We start from the raw sequence: 20,679 nt of genomic DNA on the forward strand, positions 1-20,679 counted from the left end.
CCCATCAATAATAACCGTTCCAGCTAATCTTCTTTCCATTGGAAAATTTTTCTGGCTTTTCTTCAGATAGCCTAGAAGATGATTACAACTCTATAATAGGAGAACTTGATGCCGATAAAACAGAGAATCAGCTAAAAGAAAAGGAGAAATTTACTGAATATTCTAGAGTAGATAATTTTTCTGACTTTTGAACTCAGTGAAACAGTATAACAGAGTCCAGTAGGGTGCGTTAATGAAATGTAACGCACCATCTAGATATAAAGCTGATAGCTGATAGCTGACTGCTGAATGCTTACTTCCCTACTATATTATTCTTCACTCATAATTTTAGGAACTTTAAAAAAGTCTCCATCTTGCTCTGGAGCGCAAGAGAGAATTTCTTCTCTATTTGGAAACTTTTCTAAATCATCATGACGAGTGATATTACTAACATCAATTGCCCTAGTAGTAGGAGGTACTTTCTCTGTATCTAATTCACTCAACTGCTCGAAATAATCCAAAATACTACTTAACTGAGTCGTAAATTTTTCTTCTTCTTCTGGGTTAAGTTTTAATCTAGCTAAATGTGCAACTTTACGGACTTGTTCGCTGTCAATCATTAGTAATTTTTTCCTCTTTTCAAAACTCTAAAATTAACTACATTTAGAAAAATACATCTTTAGTCGATCGCCCAGTAACTTTCAACCAGTTTTGAGCTTCAATATAATTATTAGGAGCTAAACTTATTGCTTGTTGCCAATATTCAGCCGCTTTATCAAACCAACCATCTGCTTCTTCTGACGAACCTTTTTCTTTCGCCTGTTCTCCTCTGTAGTGAAAAATTACAGCAATATTATTTAAAGCTTGAGGCATTCTCGGATTATTTTCTAAAGCTTGGTGATAGTATTCTATTGCTTGATCGTGTTCGCCATTACTAGCATGAATTAAACCTATATTATAAAGAATATAACTCCGGTCATTAGGGTCATTTTCTAATTTCAAAGCTTCATCATAATTGTCTAATGCCTCAGCATATTCACCATCACCCTGTGCCGACATTCCATCACGATAATAAGCAAAAGCCTCTTTAGCTTGATTATTTGTTGGTAGCAGCTTCAAAATCAAATCTGCCATGACCGTAAATGATTTGTCAATGAAATTATCATTACGTTGAGTTCTGGGCATATTACAACTCTATATTAATTATTGAGTACATAATATAGAGTAGAACAATTCTGGGTAAGTTGCACATACTTTGTTCACAAAAGTTATCGGCCCAAAATATTATATGGCTAATTTTTTATTGATATTTTAATTATTTTTAGGCAAGAAAAGTGAACTGTTATTTTTATTCTAAAGTAGAACAATTTGGAGCTATTTTTCTTATTAAGTTCATTATTGTAGGGTGCGCCATTACGGCTAAAATATCAGCTGTGAAAGGTATTTAACAATCCGTTGTAACGCACCATTTTAGATTTGTCAGTCTAGTACATAAAGTTAGCAGCAGTTTTCCGGATTAAGAATTATTGATCGGAAGGTTTTAGTAAAATAGGCTTTGGTTTTGCAGAAGGTTTAGGAATATCTGAAATATCGCAATTCTCAACTAATTTACTAATGATTAAAACTTGCTCATTTGTTAAACATTTAGGATATTGCTGTAACATCTGTGTTAGTTCTTGAAAACCTTGCAATACAGGAACAGAACAATTAGTTATGCCAATCCATTTTGCCACAGGAAAAACAACAGGAGCAAATATAAAATTTTCAGGGAAACCAGAAACTTGAGGCATAATCAAATTTTCAAACATTTTTTTGTGATATATACTTTGAGAAGTAGGGCTATTTTCTAATGGAAACCACTTTGCTCCTTCTCGTCTTTTCCATTTATCTTGATTAGCAGAAAATGAACCTTTCCAAGTTTTTACTTCTACTAAAAAAGCACCTGCATTGCCAATAATTAAAAGATCGATTTCTGTAAAGTTTCTATATTTTGTGGAAATTAAAGCATTTTTAAACATTACCCAATTGTCAGGTAGTGACATGAGTAATAATGATAAAAAAGTCTCGCCTAAGTTGCCATTTATTTGGTTTCTAAATTGTTTAAACTGAAAAAAACCAGCGCCAATTTATCCAAAGAAACCACCCCTAAATCTTGTTTCACTTCTTGTCTATTGTCATAAATTTTTTCCTGAATTTTTGCTTAAAAAGCTTGTTGTAGTGATGGAGATTGTTTTAAAATTCTCATGATTTTTATTTATGGCTTGCTGATTAAATCTAAAACCATTGACATATAAAAAAAAGTGCCTTTTTGAGGTCGAAAAAAGTGCCTGGTTTTTAGTCTAAAACGCTCAAAAAGTTAGTATTTTAGGCTCATAGTTGGGCAGAAAAATCCCAAATTGACAAAACTTAGCTTCTACCTCCTCCCTCCTGTCTTCCCCTCCCAGGAGGGGAGGGGTTAGGGGTGGGTTGTCTCCTGTCTCCTGTCTCCTGTCTCCTGTCTCCTGTCTCCTGTCTCCTGTCTCCTGTCTCCTGACTCCTAATTAAATTTTAGACACAGCATCACAGTTAGCCAAATACCACCGCCACGGTAACTCAGTCCCTTTCCTAATGCCAATACGAGTTTTTTGTACTATTTGCAAATCTTCCTGAAGTTGCCTCGTGGGATGTTCCAACCACATAGGTCTCCCCACTCCCAAAGGTGAACCATTCAAACTAAGGTCAATATCAAGTAAACGACAAAGCTTACCTGGGCCAGCAGCAAGACGAGAAATTTTAGGTTTTGATTTTTGTTTTGGTATATATTCCCACAACCAATCTGGCACAGACTCCAATTGTAAAGCTCGAATTAAGACAACACTAGGAACCCCATCTGCATCTGTCACAATATTTAAACAGTGGTACATTCCGTAAATGAGATAAACGTAGCTCATCCCTGGGGGGCCAAACATCACAGCATTTCGTGGGGTACGACTGCGATAAGCGTGACAAGCAGGGTCTCCTGGTGCATAAGCTTCGGTTTCTACGATGGTGCTACGGATAATTTGGTCATTGGACATCCGTCGCACTAAAGTACAACCTACTAAATCTGGGGCAACTTCGGGAGATGGGCGTTCTAGCCAAGTATTGTTTATAATTTCATTTGTTTGAATTAAATTCATATTAAGGAGCTTGTAATTATGGATGTCAAATTAATTTTAATTGGATTAACTGTGTTGTTTAGTATTGGTTGTCTATTCTTTGGCACTAAGAATGGATTTTATGATACTGATGATTATCATGGAAATGGTTGTGCCCACTAAGTAGGCGATCGCGGTAGCGATAATGCGACTTATCGCTCAAATATTTTACTTTTTTGATTTTTGATAATTTATTTCTTGGGCAGAATAGTAGTCTGTCCAGGAATTTGTATGAATTAAAATTAAATTAACTATGATTAAGTAAGCTTTTTAACAATTAACAATTAATCATTAATCATTACCTCTCCTGAAAACTGATAGGATCGGCGAAAATGATTTTTTTTTATTTATTCTTCAAAAAAGAGGCTTGAAATCTTAATTATTCGGTAAATTAATCAAAATAAATGAACTAGGAATTAAATAATCTGCTCGAATATATCCATGGATTATGTAGAAAATCTAAATGATTTATGAAGAAGCATCATATTTTTTTAAATCAGGAAGATTGAATAGTTTTAAGTTAATAAATAATTCAAATAAACCTTTAACAATTTTGAAACTCTTACCAATATAATATAATTTTCTTAGCAAAGTTTTGAGTTGTAACCAAATCACTTCAAGTAGATTTTATTGAGGTGCGTAGGGAGAAAATTTACAACAATAAACTTTTCATTTTTCTTGATAAATTGCCTGATTTTATTGATTTTTTCTCCTCTATAATAACTTGCTCCATCCTATGTCAATCAAGTTATTGCTTTTAGATTTCTAGTTTGTTAACTTTTCACCAACTCTACTTTCCATTTTTTATTATCTACTCGATCGAAAATTAAAATAAATTCTCCACTTATGAAGATTTAATGCTCCATAATTATGCTCTATAAAATCAGTTTTACTACTTATATTTAATCTTTCAATTTAAAGGAATAATCTTGAGCTTGATGCTCAATATAAGCTTAACTTGATCTCACTATTTTCATCATTTTTGTCTACTTTTTTTAATTTCAATTAAACCAAGCATGAAAAAAGAATGCTACAAAAAAAGGCTGAAAATCATGCCTAAAAAGAACTTATCCAATCCTATAATAGACTTGTCGCTTTATAAGGTAAAGTATAGAACCCCTAAACGGATCTATTTAAAAATAGAGAAGGAGATGGGGAGATGGGGAGATGGGGAGATAAGAGTATTTTTCTACCTGCAAGGGAAGCTACCAGGTTTGCTATTGGGCGACGCGGGGTCTCATCCGCTTTTTCCCCATTCTCGTTCCTGAATTTCCACAACTTCCTCAGGCTGAGGACGGAAGTCAAAAGCACATACCGCCTCCAAAGATACGCTCAGGGGTTCTATAGAGTTAGAAGGAATTTGTCAACATCAAGCCGACCCACGAAAAAACCTCGATCTCAGGAATTAACTGACCAACAAAAACATCTCAATCAAGAAAAAAGTAGCGACCGCGTCAAAAGTGAACAGACAATATCTGGGGTAAACAGATATAATGCAGCTAGAGGATGATATCGAAATCACATCAAAGATGCGCGACGCTCGCTTCATGTTCACTGCAGCTGGACTCTGGAATTTCTACTTAATGGCAGGATAATTTAATGATTGAAAGGTAGAAATTTTCCATTTAACTTTAAGGTTTTATTTCGCGACAAGTCTATTAATTATTAATTATTAATTGTTGAACCATGTCTACCGATAATCGCAAACAAGTCCGCAAAGTTTTAATCATCACTTTACTACTAAATTTATTAGTGATGTTAATCAAAGCTGGAATAGCATTTTGGACAGGTTCTCTGAGTCTATTTGCTGATGCTTTGCACAGTGTCACTGACAGTGCTAATAACATTTTAGGGTTAGTCACAAATCATCTTGCCTCCCCTAAACCAGACCGCCAATATCCATACGGACATCAAAAATTTGACGCTATTGGCGCTCTAGGTATTGCTGCTTTCCTTGGTATTGCTTGTTTTGAAATTCTGAGTGGAGCAATACAACAAATAGTGGGCGGTAGTCAAGAGGTGAATATTTCTCCACCCGCACTATGGATATTATTAATTGTGCTTGGGATTAATATTTTTGTGGCATTTTATGAACGTCGGGTAGGACATAAAATCGGTAGTAGTATTTTAATTGCCGACTCTCACCATACAATGAGTGATATCTGGGTGACAGTAATTGTTATAGCTGGATTAATTGGTATTTGGCAAGGAAATATTTGGAATCTAACTATTTTCCGTTGGTTAGATGTGCTTTTAGCTTTTCCCGTTGCTCTTTTAGTGTTTCGGAGTGCTTGGGAAGTTTTGAAAGAAAATTTGCCTTGGTTGGTAGACTATATGGCAGTAGCACCAGAAGCTATTCATGCGATCGCGATGGAAGTTCCAGGAGTAGTTAATTGTCACGACATTGCTTCTCGTGGAATTATCGGTCGTCAGGTATTTATTGAAATGCACCTCATTGTTAATTCTAATGATATAGAAACTGCTCATCAAATTACTGAAAAGGTAGAAGCGCTTCTACAAGAAAGGTTTCATCCTGCCAGAATCATGATTCATGTTGAACCCCCTGCTTATCAATCAGAACATATTTCTTATCAATCTGATAGTTAAGCAAGTCTATAATTTTAATTTTAAATTTTCAGATCTGAGATTTCTGAGTAGGATTCGGATTTTTAATTATAGCACTACGTCTTTTGGCGTTTGACAATTTGAATGAAAAGCAACACAAGTAATATCATGTCCGGTTGAATATTATAAATAACGATAAAGGAGTCAGGAGTAATATCAAATCCATTTTATTGGACATAAAAAAATTCTCCAATCGTCATAACTATGCTCATCTTTGTCATTCTCTCTCCTCCTGACTCCCCCTCCTGGGAGGGGGAGGGGCGAGGGGTAGGTTGACTCCTCCTGACTTAACCATTCTATAACTGCTTAACCGGATTTGATATCAGGAGGGAAGAAAGAAAGAATAAATAGGAGGAAAAGGAGAAAGTTTTTTGTTTGCAGGCGCACAACTTTCCTAGGGTCATGCTACCGCAAACGTTAACGCGGAGCGCGGGACGGAGTTCTATCACTAATTATCCGGACATGATATAACAATAGTCTTAGAGCTGATTTGTAAACTAAGCTGAAACCTCTTTCTAGACTAGACTTGCTGGAAATTATGCTCATAGGGCTTAGATGTGGCTAAACCCTTGCACTTTGACATTCTCTCCGGCCTAAAGGCACGGAGATTCCTACTGAGCCGTAGCTCTTCGGCGGGTTGACGCTTCTTAGGCTGCTGCTACTTTGACAGTAGTCTTATGTTTGCCTCCACGTCCGTTTAGAGTTTCCGAGTGCCCCCCGGCAACTAATAATAGTGTAGCATATATTCAATTCACTTGCAAATAAAAAGTCGCCCGCTTATGGGCGAAGCTTTAAACTCAATTTTTCGGTAAACTTCTTCTTACCTTTACACCACCAATGACTAAAAACAATAAACCTAAGAATGATCAAGCATCTGCGGAAGTTACCTCTGAGTTCTCAGCTTGGTTAACTCCACTAACTTACTTTTTGTCATGCTGTATATTAGTGCCATTTTATTTCAAAATAGAAATCAGGGGTCAAAAAAATATACCAAAAACAGATGCAATTATTCTTGCACCTACTCACCGTTCTCGCTGGGATCCTCTAATTATAGCTTATGCAGCAGGTTTGTTTGTGACTAACCGTAAACTTCGATATATGGTCTCCGAAGAACAAACACGAGGTTTTCAAGGTTGGTTTATTCGTCGCTTGGGTGGGTTTCCTGTTGATCGCGATCATCCTGGAATTTCTAGTATTCGCCATAGTGTTCAACTCCTAAAAAATCAGGAAATGTTGGTACTATTTCCTGAAGGAAGAATATATCCCGAAAATAACAAAATTTATCCTATTCAATCGGGTGTTTCTCGTATAGCACTACAGGCAATATCTAGCAAAAAGGAACTTAATCTAAAAATTATTCCTGTTAGTATTTTATACGATCATCCAGCTCCTCCACCCTGGCGGTGTGGCGTTAAGGTTAATATAGGTTCTCCTTTAGAAGTCAAAGATTATCTTGGTTATTCTACAAAGCAAGCTGCTAAGATACTTACTGATAATATAGAACTTTCTATGACACAATTGCACAAAAAACATTAGGTTAGTTCAAGCTATTAAAGTAGCTAAAAATCAAGATAAATTATAGGCTTAAACTAAGTATGAGAAAATCAAAATAATAGTAGTTAAAATTTATCAAATAAGCTGAATTCATTAAACATAATAAAAAAATTATAATGAACAACCTTGATTGAATAGGGCATTCTATAACCTATAACATAATTGGTATATATGTATATTGGTATATATCTATTATTCTTTCCCTCGAATAAAGATAATAATTATAAATACTAAACTTAACTAAATCTTAACTATCTTTTATGACAGTTTTATTGTAGAAGTTAATTATAGTTATTCGTAGCTAGATTGGCATAGTAATATAGTCATGTCATCTCCACTATTAGCAGAAACAAGAATGAATGTTTGAAATTGCTCAACTCAACTTAATCCTAGCAATGGACATTTATTCTGCTTACTAAAAGACAAAAGATGTAGAATTTTGTATAAGGGATCTGAAAATAATGGTATCAACACCAGAAAAAATAGCTTCGATCAGTGCTTTTGGCCAGGCGCGTTCAACCGTTGAAGGAACGCCCCTGAGTTCTGATGAACTCTACAAAATGCAAGCTTTTTGGCGCGCTTCTTGCTATTTAATGGTAGGGATGATTTATCTTAAAAAGAATCCTCTCCTACAGGAACCTCTAAGCCCTGAACACATTAAAAGTCGAATTTTGGGACACTGGGGGTCAAGTTCTGGTCAAGCATTTATATGGATACATCTCAACCGGATTATCAAAAAATTTGACCTTGATATGATTTATATGTCCGGTCCAGGACATGGCGCACCAGGAGTATTAGCTCCAACTTATTTAGAGGACACTTACTCAGAAGTCTATCCTGACAAGGGTCAAAATATACAAGGTCTAGAAAAATTCTTCAAAGAATTCTCTTTCCCCGGTGGTATTGGTAGTCATTGTACGCCAGAAACTCCAGGTTCTATCCATGAGGGAGGTGAACTTGGTTATGTACTTTCTCATGCCACAGGTGCAATTCTGGATAATCCAAATTTAATTTCTGTGCCAGTTGTGGGAGATGGTGAGTCAGAAACAGGACCTCTAGCTACATCTTGGCATTCCAATAAATTTATTAATCCCATTACAGATGGTGCTATCTTACCAATTCTGCATCTAAATGGTTATAAGATTAACAATCCTACAATTTTAGCTAGAATCAGCCATGAGGATTTAAGAAATCTATTTTTGGGTTATGGTTATCAACCATATTTTGTCGAAGGCTCCGATCCAGATAGTATGCACCAAGCAATGGCAGCTACCTTAGACCATTGTGTTCAAGAAATTAAAGCTATTCAGCAAGAAGCTAGGAGTTCTGGCAATGCCGATCTGCCACGGTGGCCGATGATTATATTCCGGACACCTAAAGGATGGTCAGCTCCCTCAGAAATTGATGGACACAAAATTGAAGGTTTCTGGCGGGCGCACCAAGTGCCGATGACTGATGTTGCTAAAAATCCAGAACATCTAAAAATTTTAGAAGGGTGGCTGCGTAGCTACAGACCAGAAGAACTTTTTGATGAAAGTGGCAAGTTTAAACCGGAATTAAGAGAAATAGCTCCTTATGGTGGCCGTCGGATGAGCGCTAACCCTCATGCCAATGGTGGTCTTCTCTGCAAACAATTGAATATGCCTAATTTCCAGGAATACGGTATAGAAATAGATAAACCTGGAACAATAGAAGCAGAAAATACTCGTCCTTTGGGTGTATTTCTCCGGGATGTCATGGCTAAGAACATGAATAATTTCCGGGTATTCGGACCTGATGAAAATACTTCTAATAAGCTGAATGCCATTTATGAAGTTAGTAAGAAAACTTGGATGGCAGAGTTTCTACCGGAAGACTTGGATGGTGGGGAGCTTGCACGAGATGGTCGTGTGATGGAAATGTTGAGCGAACACACTCTCGAAGGTTGGATGGAAGCATACATATTGACGGGAAGACACGGCTTTTTCTCGACTTATGAGGCATTTGCTCATGTAATTGATTCAATGGTGGGTCAACACACAAAGTGGATTGAAAAGTGCAATGAACTTAGTTGGCGTGAAAAAATTCCTTCTCTAAATTTGTTGATTACTTCTACAGTTTGGCGACAAGACCACAACGGTTTTACTCACCAAGATCCAGGTTTCCTAGATGTAGTTTCTAACAAGACTCCAGAGGTAACTCGGATTTATCTACCACCTGATGTTAACTGTTTGTTATCGGTTGCTGACCACTGTTTGCGGAGCAAAAACTATGTAAATGTCATTGTGTCTGACAAACAGAAGCATTTGCAGTACATGGATATGGATGCTGCAATTAAGCATTGTACTAAGGGTATTGGTATTTGGGATTGGGCAAGTAACGACCAGGGAATGGAGCCTGATGTTGTGTTGGCAACTGCTGGAGATATTCCGACTAAGGAAGCTTTGGCTGCTATTGTTCTTTTACGGGAGGCTTTCCCTGACTTGAAAATTCGCTTTATCAATGTAGTCGATCTGTTTAAGTTGCAACCAGATACAGAGCATCCTCATGGATTGAACGACCGCGACTTTGATACTTTGTTTACTCTGGATAAACCAATTATCTTTAACTTCCACGGTTATCCTTGGTTGATTCACCGTTATACTTACCGTCGCACTAATCACAATAATCTCCATGTCCGAGGTTATAAGGAAAAGGGTAATATTAATACACCTTTAGAATTAGCTATTCGGAACAATATTGACCGCTTCAGTATTGCGATGGATGTAATTGACCGAGTAGATAGACTAAAAGTTGCAGGTGCTCATGCGAAAGAAGATTTCCGCAATGAGCAAATTTCTTGTCAAAACTATGCGTACGAGTATGGTGCTGACCGACCTGATATTGTTAATTGGAAATGGCCTTACTAGCTGAAGTCAGAACTCAGAAGTCAATCCGCCTCTTTTTCTCCTAAGTAGATGACAATGTAGGGACGTTTCATGCAACGTTCCTACAGGGTTATAAGTTTTTGGCGTTGATGATTTGAGGTATGATATCATGTCCGGATAAGGTCTCGATAGAACTCCGTGACCTTTGCGCGACCAAAAAACTTTCTCCTTCTACTCGGGGTTTCTTCTTCTTTCTTCCCTCCTGAGTCCTGTAGGGAGTAATGGCCATTCCCCCCTACGACTCCTGACTCCTAAGTAATTAAACAGGAGTGATGTTAATTAATACCAGTCGCGGTCAATTAATTGATACAAAAGCAGCAATTGAAGGTATAAAATCTGGAATAATTGGTTATTTTGGAATTGATGTTTATGAGCAAGAAGAAAATATTTTCTTTAAAGATTTATCTGATACAGTTATTCAGGATGATACTTTCCAGTTATTACAATCTTTCCAGAATGTTTTGATTACTTCTCATCAGGCATTTTTCACTAAAGAAGCACTGAATGATATTGCTACTACAACCTTATCTAATATTACTGACTTTGAGCAAGGAAAGCCTCTCCAAAATGAGGTAAAGCTTCCTGAAAAAGTTCCGACTAAAGCATAAAATGGATACAGAGATATTATTTTAGCCTACATTACGTACTTCAATATGTCGTATAAATGATCGGGAGTCCTAATTTAGAATTCAGGTAGGGGATCCATCAGATTAGCAACGTACAGGAAAAAATAATAGTGGTCATAATTAGTGATGCCATTTTAGAAAAATAATGTTACTAACAATAAGTGTGATTAAAATAATTTACAGTAGATGTCCCTTTGAGAAAAAAATAGAGTTTCTGACCTAAAAACTGGTTCTGAAGACATTCATTCTGACTCCTGACTCCTGATTCCTAATAAAGATGCTAATCATTTGTAGCAAAAATTTATCGAATTAGTATTAGACTTTTAAAAAGTATTCGATGATAGAGAAGGAGATGTTTTGGTACAATTATGTCTCCATTGAGTTAGAACTTGTTCTCTGTAAACCCTTCGATTTCTTCGTTTATGAATAAATTCATTGTTATTAACAAAATAGCCCATACGAGCATTAACAAAACCATTATAGGCAATTTCTACTGGAAAAGTTTTCCAACCATAATTGCTTCTATTGTTCCGCTCAAACCAAACTAATTTGTTAGTATTTTCATATCTACAAATATGAATTACTCGACTCTCCGTGCGGAAAAATGCCTCCTGAGATAAATTACGATTTATATTTTGGCAACTCAAATTATTGTTGGCAAAAGGAGGTTGATTATAATCATCATAAAATTCCGGTTGTGATGGTTTAGAAGCACCTTTACGGTTTTCATATTGACCATGTTTGAGGTAATGTTGGTAAGCAGATTGAAATTCTCCACGACGTATCGCATTTCTAACGTCAGGGTTATGTCGCAAATATTCTTGCTCATCAAATATTTTGAAAGCTGGGGGGCGATTTTCATATTGTCCATATCTGACATAATGTTCATAACCAGATCTATATTTTCCTTGACGTACTAGCTGTGCAACATCAGGGTTTTGACGTAGATATTTTTGTTCGTCAAATTCTCTGGTATAATTTTCTGCAAGTGCTAGGGGAGTATTACAAATAGTTAGAGCTACTACAGCGATCGCTACTATATTTGTTTTCATCTTATTAAGATTAAGCATTTTTGAACACCTCAACTATTAATTGTTCTTAATTATTAAGGTATCTCCTGAGTTATATAGACTGTGAGGTATTTTAGGCAGTTAAAATTTTTTTTTGTGACTTACCTAAGTGCCTTAACATCCTGTTTCCTTTACAGTGCTTTTCGTTTGAGTAAACCAAAAAATATAGCAGGGAATAGGGGATAGGGAATAGGGAATAGGGAATAGGGAACCCACCCCTAACCCCTCCTGAGAGGGGAATAATTGACAATTTATGGATAATAATTGATTTTTTTTAATTTCCACCAGATGTCTAGTGATATCATGTCCGGTAGCATCGGTATTGTATAGCAAAGGTAGGGAACAGGGAACAGGGAACAGGCAAGAATACTTAAGGGCAATAAAAAACTTAAATTTCCTGTAGATATTCACCCTTGGGTTACACAAACGCCCCCAGCAGACATGATATGATTGTATATTATTCAGGATTTACGCAGCACAACGTATTTTCGTCATTGCGACCCATAGGGAAGCAGTCTCAAATCCTAGTTTTTCGTACTTCATGGGTAAGTCCTATTATTCTTAACCCCACATTTCGCACGTCAATTTGTAGCATTAAAAGTACTATATAAATCCGTAGCTTGGTAAGTATTTATACTATGCGAATCATCTCAATTACTTTTTCCGTTGATCATGCTTCCGAGTAAAAAATTTACGCATAAATACTTGCTATACATGATTACTCAATCACGGCAGCTATGATTTTCTTCTAAAATTCTGTCTCCAGCTCTCCTGACTCCTGACTCCTGATTCGATACTACATTTTGTGGTGCGGAATGTGGGTTAACATTTACTACTCCCCTACTCCCCCACTCCTCCACTCCCTGACTCCCCCACTCCCTGACTCCCCACTCCCTGACTCCCCTACTCCCTACTCCCTATTACCTGCCATAACAGTGCCAATTTATGAAGTGTCTACTTGTCGGATGATTATGCTTTACTATTTTCGTAGTAACAAGGTAGATTAATCTGATATCTCAGATGGTTTGATTCAGATAGTGGCATATATCTATCACTATTTAGTGCTAAAAGTTCCTACAGTTAAAGCATAGAGTTAATCAAGGAATTTAACAATGACATCTAACACCTGCCTCTCCCAGTCTACCTCCTTTGCTGCTGATACCAATACAGATACTTGTAGTACTATTGCATGGCTTGACTTAGTAGCATCAGCAGTAGACAATTTTGATGGAGATGATTGGTTAGCTCTGTGTGGTGATATTGACAAAGGTGAAATCTACCGAGATTGGTTTATTTGGCAAGATGTAGATTTTTCTCAAGAGTGGGAAGCTTACGATCTGGCAAGCAACAAGAGATTTGTAGCAACAGATTTATCTTTACTCAAAGCTCATATCGATCAAATAGAAGATGCAAGAAGTGCAATATCTATCATGGAGTATAATAATTAGTATGTCATGTATCTATACATTTTGATTTTTTTGTCGTTGTTCCGTTTTTAGGGTTAGTTAGTGCAATATAAAAACCCCTATAAGAAAATTATGCTGAAAAAACAGTGAGAGTGTAGGTATCAAGATTTACTTGTTACCTACATTACTGAGTTTTCGTTTTGACGATCGCATTTTTTTCAAAACATTATCACTCTAATCATTGAAAAAATTCACAATTGACTGATGGGATAAATCACATACATTGAATTTATTTTTACATATTATCAAAGTAGAGAGGTAAATTATTTTCTATATTAAATTAATTAATTGATTAAAGTTTCCTCACAGAAACACAAAGGTTATTCTTAAATATGCAGCTTAACTAGCTGCTTTTTTTGTGTTTTCTGAAAGTTATTTTCAGAATAATAGCTTTTCTGGCGTTGGATAAAGTACAAAATTTTGATTTTCTAGATCATAAGAAAATACAGAGATAAAAACGTATTATTACTCAATTATTAATATAGAAATTAGTGATCGCCTTAAATCCAGGATTATAAAATTTAGACCGGTAAAATCAATTTTTAATTTTCTCTTTTTCCTGATTTAATTCAATATTTTATCTGATTATATACCGTAATTACTAGGATTAGGAAAAAATAATGCTTAAAGCTATTTGGAATGGTGTTATTTTAGCACAGAGCGATCGCTGTGAAACTGTCGAAGGTAATTATTATTTCCCACCAGACACAGTTAATCGTGAATATTTCAAAGAAAGCAAAACCCATAGTAACTGTTTCTGGAAAGGTGAAGCGAGCTACTACAATATAGAAGTAGTTGGTATTATCCCAACCCCAAAGAAAAAGCCAAAAACATTCAAAACTATGTGGCCTTTTATCCTCGCGTACAAATAGAAAGCTAGGGTAAAAATGTGTCCTAAAATCATTAAGTCTGGCCACAATTATTTCTCTTGTCCACTCGCCTTCTAGAAAAACAGTTTAGATCGAGTCAAATCAAAGCTATAACAGTTACACCCAACGGGAATAAAAAAATAATCCCGAATCCCTACTGGAAGGTAGAGCAGACTAGAAACAAAGGGCGAGAAATAAATACTCTATTCAAAACTGCATAAATTTATTTATGGGTTTTTTTGTTTCTTATTCAACTTTAACAAAAACTATGTAACATTGTTGTCTATAATTTTCTAGACATCAGATCAAGTCACTAATAAGGAATATGGTTTCTAACGGTCTCATCTTTATACTTTTTCTCATCTTTCTGATCCTCCTGTTTTTTGGATCTTCTCTCTAGAGTATCGAGCTTATCAGAAAAAATTAGAGGTTTATAGTATAAATCATGGTCATAATAGTTATAAATTAATTATATTCTGGATATTTAGCTTCAGATATAGCAACTAGCACTCAGCTATATCCAGGAAACTTTTTTCCCTAATGTTATCTTGCTTTTACGGCGGGTTAAACTACTGAATTAATATGTATTGCAGGGAACAGCGGTGCAACCCCCCGTCGGTGGTAGACGCATCTGGTATCCCACTCCTGTGAGGGAACAGTGAGAAAAACTTTTTCCTATCTAAGCTTCATCATCAACATAAGTCCTAACTATCCCGTTCTTTGTTATAAAATCTGATCAATATAAAATTTCAATCACTTTTTTAGACATCTGGCATTATAATATTAGACACATGACCTTCAAAGGATGTCCAGATGTTATCTCCAGATCAAGTTTCTCAGAACTCAGAAACTGAAACCATCCCCAGAATCTATCAAATTTTAGGATTTGAGCAAATACCTCAAAATATTTTGGAATTGCCCCAAGAACTACAAATAGTCAGTATAATTCGTCAGGGATTTTCCATAATTTCTGTGATTAAAGTAGCTGAATATTGTGGAATTTCTGAGTCACAAATGGCTGCTTTATTAGCAACTTCTGAACGTACTATATCTAGGCGCAAGAAAGATCAGAAACCTCTAGATCTTTCAGAATCAGATAGACTGTATCGTGTTGCTAGAATTTTTGCACAAACCTTAGATATATTTGAAAATTTAGAAATAGCAAGAGATTGGCTGAAAAAATCAAATCGTGCCTTGGGTGGCAAAACTCCTTTAGAACTATTAGATACGGATGCAGGTACACAACAAGTAGATGAACTTTTGAATAAAATAGAGTATGGAGTATATAGCTAATTATTCATTATTAATCGTTCATTTCTTTTAGTCGTGAATAAAAAAATATATAAAGGCAGGTTGAAAACCTGCCCACAGGTGTTTTTTTAAGAAAATAATTCAGGATTTACAAGCCGAAAAATAGATAGATATTATCAGCATTTTTATTCTATTGATTCTGTGGCACTGTCAAAATGAATCAAAGAATTGAATACTTCTGATCATCAACCGAGCTTATATGAATCTTGAATAAGGAGTCAGGAAAAAAATTAATTAGTAGCTAGTCTGAGTCTTTCAATCATTTATTCCGAACCCTAAATTTTTCTTCAATTTTAGTAGTTTACAAGATAATAATTATGAGTTTAATAGTATGGCGAATATCTCATAAAAAACATATTAATAGTGTTTTTAAAGCTGAAGCTTCTAGTTATAGCAGAGGGCGTTGGAATTCTAAAGGTACATCCTTGATTTATACTTCAGCCACATTATCTCTAGCGACATTAGAAACTTTAGTCAGTATGGAAATAGAAAATTTTGGCAATATATTTGTATCTATTGGTGTAAAAATTCCTGATAATTTTCCGATTAAACAAGTAGATGAAAATTTATTGCCCCATAACTGGCGTGATACTTCTCCACCTGCCGTTTTAGCATCGATTGGAGATAAATGGTTAACTGCTAAAACAACAGCAGTTTTAAAGGTTCCTTCTGCTATTATTCCTCAAGAATATAATTATTTGATTAACCCTTTACATCCTGATTTTGAGAGAATTTCAATTTATCCACCTCAATCTTTTACCTTAGACCGCAATCTCAAAAGTATCGAAAAAAAATTATTGACGGAATCTTATACGGTAGTTCTAAATAAGTAATAATTTTGGCATTTTACCTCTTGATAATCAAAGGGATATCACAACCAATGTACTTATATAATGTCCGCTTAATACAACGATAATAAAGTTCTTAGGTTGTAGGTTGTAGGTGGTAGGTGTAAATTCAAAAGGGAACACTGGAGGTGGCAAAAATTTGGGATATTCTTTCTATATCTCAGGGATAAAATTTTTATTATACTTAATCATCCGAAAATGGTATTACATATTTAGGCCTTGCTGATTAACTCTAAAAGCCTTTATCTGTAAATCCTTTAATCTTTTTGATGAGAAAAAAGTGCAAGCTTTTCGCTCCAAAAAGCTGAAAATGTGAGGATTTTCAGCAAACCTAGAGGGAAAAATCTTAGATAATTATTCCTCCTGACTCCTGAAGACTGACTCCTACACAAATACTTTTTCAGCAAACCCTATTTAGGAGCATCTCTTATACCATTTCTTTGTGACGCACTTAATAATTTTTGCTCAGACTTTATTGCACTGATTATTTTTATCGTTAATTCCAGCAGCTTCTTCTAAAGGAACGGTAATCCTTTTTCCGGCACAAGGGGCTGTTAAAGATAAGCAACTTCTCGCCTCTATAAAAATCTTTCATTCTTTGAATTACGATACAGTATTAGTCGATTATCAAGGAGTTGGAGGGTCGAGCGGAAGTAAAACAACAATTGGAGCAAAAGAAGCGAAAGATGTAGCTTCAGCAATGACTTTTGTACGACAAATTAATCCAAATCAGCCAATTATACTTTATGGAATTTCTATGGAAAGTGCTGCTATTCTCCGTTGAACTATCAATTGATTATTTTGATCAAAGCGAGTAATGCCAACTACATCTTGGCTCCGATTTAGAGCATCGCTCAGATAGTGTGTAATATTAGAAACAGCAGAAGCACGATTATTTAAACTTCGGTTATAAGCTTCTAATTCTAGTCTTGCTTGGGTACGACTAGCAATTTGTACTGCAATACTTTTGACTTTTGAAATAAATTCTTCTACTGCCAAAGTTCGAGTTCTTAAAGCTGACTGTAAATTGCTTTCTTCGTTTCTTTTGAGTTGCTTATATAGAGGAAATATACTGACTATTGCAACCAGAACACTAATAGTAAATATTCCTGCCGCAGAATAAAATATTAAAAGTATTTGTAATTGTTTAGAATTGATAGATGATTTATTCATAGATAATTTATTTGACAGATTAGGTGAGTTTTATCATGTATATAAATCATATTTTAGTTGTGCAAAAATATATGATAAAACTAGAAAGATTTACAAAATTTTTCATAGTTTTTATCGATTTTTTTATTTTCAATAAATTATTGAAGATTGCTATAGCAGATCCACAAGTTTACCTATTTCCTGAAATTGTATTTTATGTGATATAATCTGCTTTTTTGCATTCTCGATAGCTATCTAATTCAGAATTTATTTATCTATATTTTTAACATAGAGTTTAAGACCCCCACGCTTATTTGAAGAATTAGTTGTGGGTTTTGATAACGGTTCTGTAGACGTGGAGCGACAACATTCAGTATCTCTCATCATAAACCTGATAACTGATACAGCATTTGAAGGAAAGGTTAGGACATATCAAAAGCTTAAAACTCGGATAACGCAAGATTTTTCCTTCTTCCTTCTCTACTAGATAACTAAAGCCTTTTTCCTTCTACTATACAGCGTATTTCTGGTTTATGAGATACAGTAACCATAATTTATAAAGCAGTTTTAAAAATGCTGGGAGTCGATGAAATTAATAAGTTTACCTAATTTACTTGCAATCTTCTGTAACTGATTCAATGTGCATTATTTGCAGTTAATCTTGACAGTATTGATGAGTAAATTATCAGATTAAATTAACATTATACCTCTGTTACTTATATAAAAAAAAGGCAACTTATCAAACAAAAATGACCAATTTATATTTCCTAATCAATCAACTATAGCATTTCTCAGGTGAGTGAGGTACAGTTGTGATGAGGTACTGATAGTGTAACTTCTCTGTAAGAGGCTAACCCAGTTCCTCTGTAAAAAGGCTAGCTGATAACTGATAACTAAATTGACTTCTGTGAAATGGTATTATTTTCTATTACCTATTCCTTAAAACCTAGAACTTTGTACCTCATCAGTATTAAAATAGAATCGCTATACCGTTAATTGCTAAGTAACTAAAAAAAGCAACTAATTCAGCATTGGTGAATCAAGCTATGAAACCTAAATTTAGCCAAATATAAAATGCTTTTCAGTTAATAGTTAGGCAATTGCCATTAAAGCACAATCATAGCCACACATCACCAATGCTGTAATTCTATATATACACAAGCTTAATCGACCACTATTGCACTTGACTACCGTGAACTCTTGGATCTGCTTGACTTGCTTTAATTGGTGCCACTGATGTGTTAAATTTAGATCCTTGACCAAAAGTACCATCGTATGGTATTAAGTTCCCAGCAATTAAAGCCTCTATATTTGCTGCCATCACAGATTTTGGCATCTCTCCGATAGTCTGGCCAACCTCAGATCCATCTCCATCCAAAAATACAAAGTGAGGAATACCGTCTACTCGATATTTAGCCAACTCTGGTAACCACTTACTATTATCAACATTCAGCATCACAAAGTTGGCATTTTCACCATACTGTTGTTTAATTTCCTCCAATTCAGAAGCCATAGCTTGACAAGTAGTACACCAATTAGCATAAAATTCAACTAGACTCGGCTTACCATTACTTAAGGCCACATTCAGAGGTGTTGCAGCTTCAGCCATTTCACCCAAAGAGACCGAAGCAGTCTCCGTTCGTAATCCGATAAAAATGGTCACTGATAAAGCGATCGCTACCAACGCCACAATGAAATTTCTCAGGCGCGTTGTGAAAGGGGAAGTATTTGTAGAGTTAGATGGGTTTACGCTCATTGTCAAAAAATTAAAGAATTATTACAATTAAAAACTATAGCTATTAGTTTAGCAATTGTCGCCTTAAAACAAAGAGCATAAAAATTAATTCCATAATTAAGAATAAATAAAAACATCAAAAATCACGAAGGAAAAAATACTGGATTTTGACTTTTAGAAACAGTCTAATTATTCTAATTGGGGGACAGAACTATGAAAAAACGAGTAACTCTAACATTTCCACAACGTTCAATTCATATGCCAATTACCTATAGGTTGGCAAAAGATTTTAATGTTGCTGCTAATATTATTCGTGCTCAAGTAGCACCAAATCAAGTTGGTAAATTAGTGCTGGAATTATCGGGAGATATTGATGAATTAGATGCTGCTGTCGAATGGATGAGACTAAAAAATATAGATGTATGTTTAGCTAGTAGGGAAATTTTAATCGATGAAGATAGTTGTATAGACTGTGGTTTATGTACTGGTGTTTGTCCTACAGAAGCTTTGACTTTACAACCTGAGACCTTTCGTCTAAATTTTATTAGGTCTCGTTGTATCGTATGCGAACAATGTATTCCTACCTGTCCAGTGCAAGCAATTTCTACTAACTTATAAATTTAATGTGAAACTAATACCTTTACTTTCTTTAATCCTACTTTTAATTACTTACACTATTTTAGGCTGGAGACTAGCTAGTACTCAAGCTTCTCAGTTATTATATCTAGCTATTATAGCTGCTATTTTTTTATTAGATATTATTTTAACTGTTCCTCTGCCTAATTTTAAAGAAATAATTACACCTTGGTTTCAATCTGATATTACGACTTTTATTTCTGTGATTATTTCTGCTTTTTTATTTGTAGTTATCATTAGGTGGGTTAGTCTTTCTGTCGATGCTTTAGTGTTAATATCTGCGGGAATATTGGTAAGACTGGATACTCAAGTTTGTGGCTTAAAAAATTGGCAGTCTTTTATTATTCTAGTAATTATTTCTCAAGCAAGTTTAGGGCTAGGAATTCTACTTTATAGACTTAAATTTTAGCATAATCAATTAAACTCGAAAGACCTTAAATCTCACCTATACTGGTGCTATAAAACAGGAAACAAGGTGTCGTAAGGCTTAAAAATTCTGATTTATCGTGCCATGGGCAACTTCAGGACTGTGTCGTTAAGCACTATCATCTGTCACCTTTACTTCAAGAGTAGGTTCAAATTTAAATATTAATCTTATAGGTTCTATGAACGCAATCGGCCTTATAGAGGTTTAAGAAATTGTCACATATATAATAACCAATAATAATTGATTTCTGAGATTATAATAGAATAAGCGTTTAATTTTCCTTGCTCCCTACCTAATTT

Annotated in this window: 20 protein-coding genes and 2 pseudogenes; 14 read left to right on the top strand and 8 right to left on the bottom strand. The window is 35.1% G+C overall.

The window, feature by feature from the left end; translation table 11 throughout:
• Positions 1–38 precede the first annotated feature (38 nt).
• Entirely contained in the window at positions 39–191 is a 153-nt protein-coding gene (locus tag F6K27_RS09945) for a hypothetical protein (RefSeq protein ID WP_161564506.1), read from the top strand.
• Between the two features lie 117 nt (positions 192–308).
• Here the strand turns inward: F6K27_RS09945 and gatC are convergent, their stop codons facing one another.
• The 4 genes from gatC to F6K27_RS09965 form a co-directional block, all read right to left on the bottom strand.
• The gene (gene gatC / locus F6K27_RS09950) at positions 309–599 is read right to left on the bottom strand and encodes an Asp-tRNA(Asn)/Glu-tRNA(Gln) amidotransferase subunit GatC (protein ID WP_124154823.1); all 291 of its coding nucleotides are present in this window, start codon (positions 597–599) and stop codon (positions 309–311) included.
• 43 nt (positions 600–642) lie between these two features.
• Entirely contained in the window at positions 643–1,164 is a 522-nt protein-coding gene (locus F6K27_RS09955; protein WP_124144852.1) for a photosystem I assembly protein Ycf3, read from the bottom strand.
• Between the two features lie 338 nt (positions 1,165–1,502).
• Positions 1,503–2,021, bottom strand: a complete 519-nt coding sequence (locus F6K27_RS09960) for a nuclease-related domain-containing protein (protein WP_375339641.1) — start codon at positions 2,019–2,021, stop codon at positions 1,503–1,505.
• A 498-nt stretch (positions 2,022–2,519) separates the two neighbouring features.
• Complete coding sequence (locus F6K27_RS09965) at positions 2,520–3,137, bottom strand: DNA-3-methyladenine glycosylase (protein ID WP_287273082.1); 618 nt, start codon at positions 3,135–3,137, stop codon at positions 2,520–2,522.
• Positions 3,138–3,155: 18 nt separating this feature from the next.
• On the opposite strand from F6K27_RS09965, the gene F6K27_RS09970 reads away from it, so the two are divergent.
• The 6 genes and pseudogenes from F6K27_RS09970 to F6K27_RS09995 all read left to right on the top strand — a co-directional run.
• A complete protein-coding gene (locus tag F6K27_RS09970; RefSeq protein WP_275670366.1) occupies positions 3,156–3,278 on the top strand; it encodes a hypothetical protein in 123 nt (40 codons plus the stop codon).
• Between the two features lie 1,237 nt (positions 3,279–4,515).
• Positions 4,516–4,665 (top strand): transposase family protein, encoded by a 150-nt coding sequence (locus tag F6K27_RS09975; protein ID WP_161564508.1) that lies wholly within the window; start codon positions 4,516–4,518, stop codon positions 4,663–4,665.
• Between the two features lie 176 nt (positions 4,666–4,841).
• Entirely contained in the window at positions 4,842–5,762 is a 921-nt protein-coding gene (locus F6K27_RS09980; protein WP_124144855.1) for a cation diffusion facilitator family transporter, read from the top strand.
• 855 nt (positions 5,763–6,617) lie between these two features.
• Positions 6,618–7,316: a 1-acyl-sn-glycerol-3-phosphate acyltransferase gene (locus tag F6K27_RS09985; protein ID WP_124144856.1), complete on the top strand. Its 699-nt coding sequence runs from the start codon at positions 6,618–6,620 to the stop codon at positions 7,314–7,316.
• Positions 7,317–7,795: 479 nt separating this feature from the next.
• A complete protein-coding gene (locus tag F6K27_RS09990) occupies positions 7,796–10,222 on the top strand; it encodes a phosphoketolase (RefSeq protein ID WP_287273084.1) in 2,427 nt (808 codons plus the stop codon).
• Positions 10,223–10,506: 284 nt separating this feature from the next.
• Positions 10,507–10,848: pseudogene (locus F6K27_RS09995) on the top strand (NAD(P)-dependent oxidoreductase); the annotation flags it as partial.
• A gap of 341 nt (positions 10,849–11,189) precedes the next feature.
• Here the strand turns inward: F6K27_RS09995 and F6K27_RS10000 are convergent.
• On the bottom strand, positions 11,190–11,936 hold the full coding sequence (locus F6K27_RS10000; RefSeq protein ID WP_124144858.1) for a hypothetical protein: 747 nt from the start codon (positions 11,934–11,936) through the stop codon (positions 11,190–11,192).
• Positions 11,937–12,658: 722 nt separating this feature from the next.
• Positions 12,659–12,796 (bottom strand): hypothetical protein, encoded by a 138-nt coding sequence (locus F6K27_RS10005; protein ID WP_287273086.1) that lies wholly within the window; start codon positions 12,794–12,796, stop codon positions 12,659–12,661.
• Between the two features lie 252 nt (positions 12,797–13,048).
• Between F6K27_RS10005 and F6K27_RS10010 the strand changes: the two genes are divergently transcribed.
• From F6K27_RS10010 to F6K27_RS10030, 5 genes and pseudogenes are all read left to right on the top strand, one after another.
• The gene (locus tag F6K27_RS10010; RefSeq protein WP_287273088.1) at positions 13,049–13,384 is read left to right on the top strand and encodes a hypothetical protein; all 336 of its coding nucleotides are present in this window, start codon (positions 13,049–13,051) and stop codon (positions 13,382–13,384) included.
• 638 nt (positions 13,385–14,022) lie between these two features.
• Positions 14,023–14,201: pseudogene (locus F6K27_RS10015) on the top strand (DUF427 domain-containing protein); the annotation flags it as partial.
• Between the two features lie 883 nt (positions 14,202–15,084).
• Positions 15,085–15,564 carry an antitoxin Xre/MbcA/ParS toxin-binding domain-containing protein gene (locus tag F6K27_RS10020; protein WP_124144860.1) on the top strand — a complete coding sequence of 160 codons (480 nt, stop codon included), beginning with the start codon at positions 15,085–15,087 and terminating at the stop codon, positions 15,562–15,564.
• A 335-nt stretch (positions 15,565–15,899) separates the two neighbouring features.
• Positions 15,900–16,415, top strand: coding sequence for an RES family NAD+ phosphorylase (locus F6K27_RS10025; protein WP_124144861.1), 516 nt, complete (start codon positions 15,900–15,902; stop codon positions 16,413–16,415).
• A gap of 613 nt (positions 16,416–17,028) precedes the next feature.
• On the top strand, positions 17,029–17,214 hold the full coding sequence (locus F6K27_RS10030; RefSeq protein ID WP_124154826.1) for a hypothetical protein: 186 nt from the start codon (positions 17,029–17,031) through the stop codon (positions 17,212–17,214).
• On the opposite strand, the gene F6K27_RS10035 is transcribed toward F6K27_RS10030, so the two are convergent.
• Together F6K27_RS10035 and F6K27_RS10040 are read right to left on the bottom strand one after the other, a co-directional pair.
• Positions 17,175–17,603 (bottom strand): hypothetical protein, encoded by a 429-nt coding sequence (locus F6K27_RS10035; RefSeq protein ID WP_124144863.1) that lies wholly within the window; start codon positions 17,601–17,603, stop codon positions 17,175–17,177. The two genes, F6K27_RS10030 and F6K27_RS10035, sit on opposite strands and share 40 nt — an antisense overlap.
• A 1,153-nt stretch (positions 17,604–18,756) precedes the next feature.
• Positions 18,757–19,338: a thioredoxin family protein gene (locus F6K27_RS10040; protein WP_287273089.1), complete on the bottom strand. Its 582-nt coding sequence runs from the start codon at positions 19,336–19,338 to the stop codon at positions 18,757–18,759.
• A gap of 192 nt (positions 19,339–19,530) precedes the next feature.
• On the opposite strand from F6K27_RS10040, the gene F6K27_RS10045 reads away from it, so the two are divergent.
• Together F6K27_RS10045 and F6K27_RS10050 are read left to right on the top strand one after the other, a co-directional pair.
• Complete coding sequence (locus tag F6K27_RS10045) at positions 19,531–19,935, top strand: NIL domain-containing protein (RefSeq protein ID WP_124144865.1); 405 nt, start codon at positions 19,531–19,533, stop codon at positions 19,933–19,935.
• A 7-nt stretch (positions 19,936–19,942) separates the two neighbouring features.
• Entirely contained in the window at positions 19,943–20,362 is a 420-nt protein-coding gene (locus F6K27_RS10050; RefSeq protein ID WP_124144866.1) for a hypothetical protein, read from the top strand.
• Positions 20,363–20,679: the final 317 nt, after the last annotated feature.

It is taken from the genome of Okeania sp. SIO2F5, from assembly GCF_010692685.1.
Lineage (GTDB): Bacteria > Cyanobacteriota > Cyanobacteriia > Cyanobacteriales > Microcoleaceae > Okeania > Okeania hirsuta.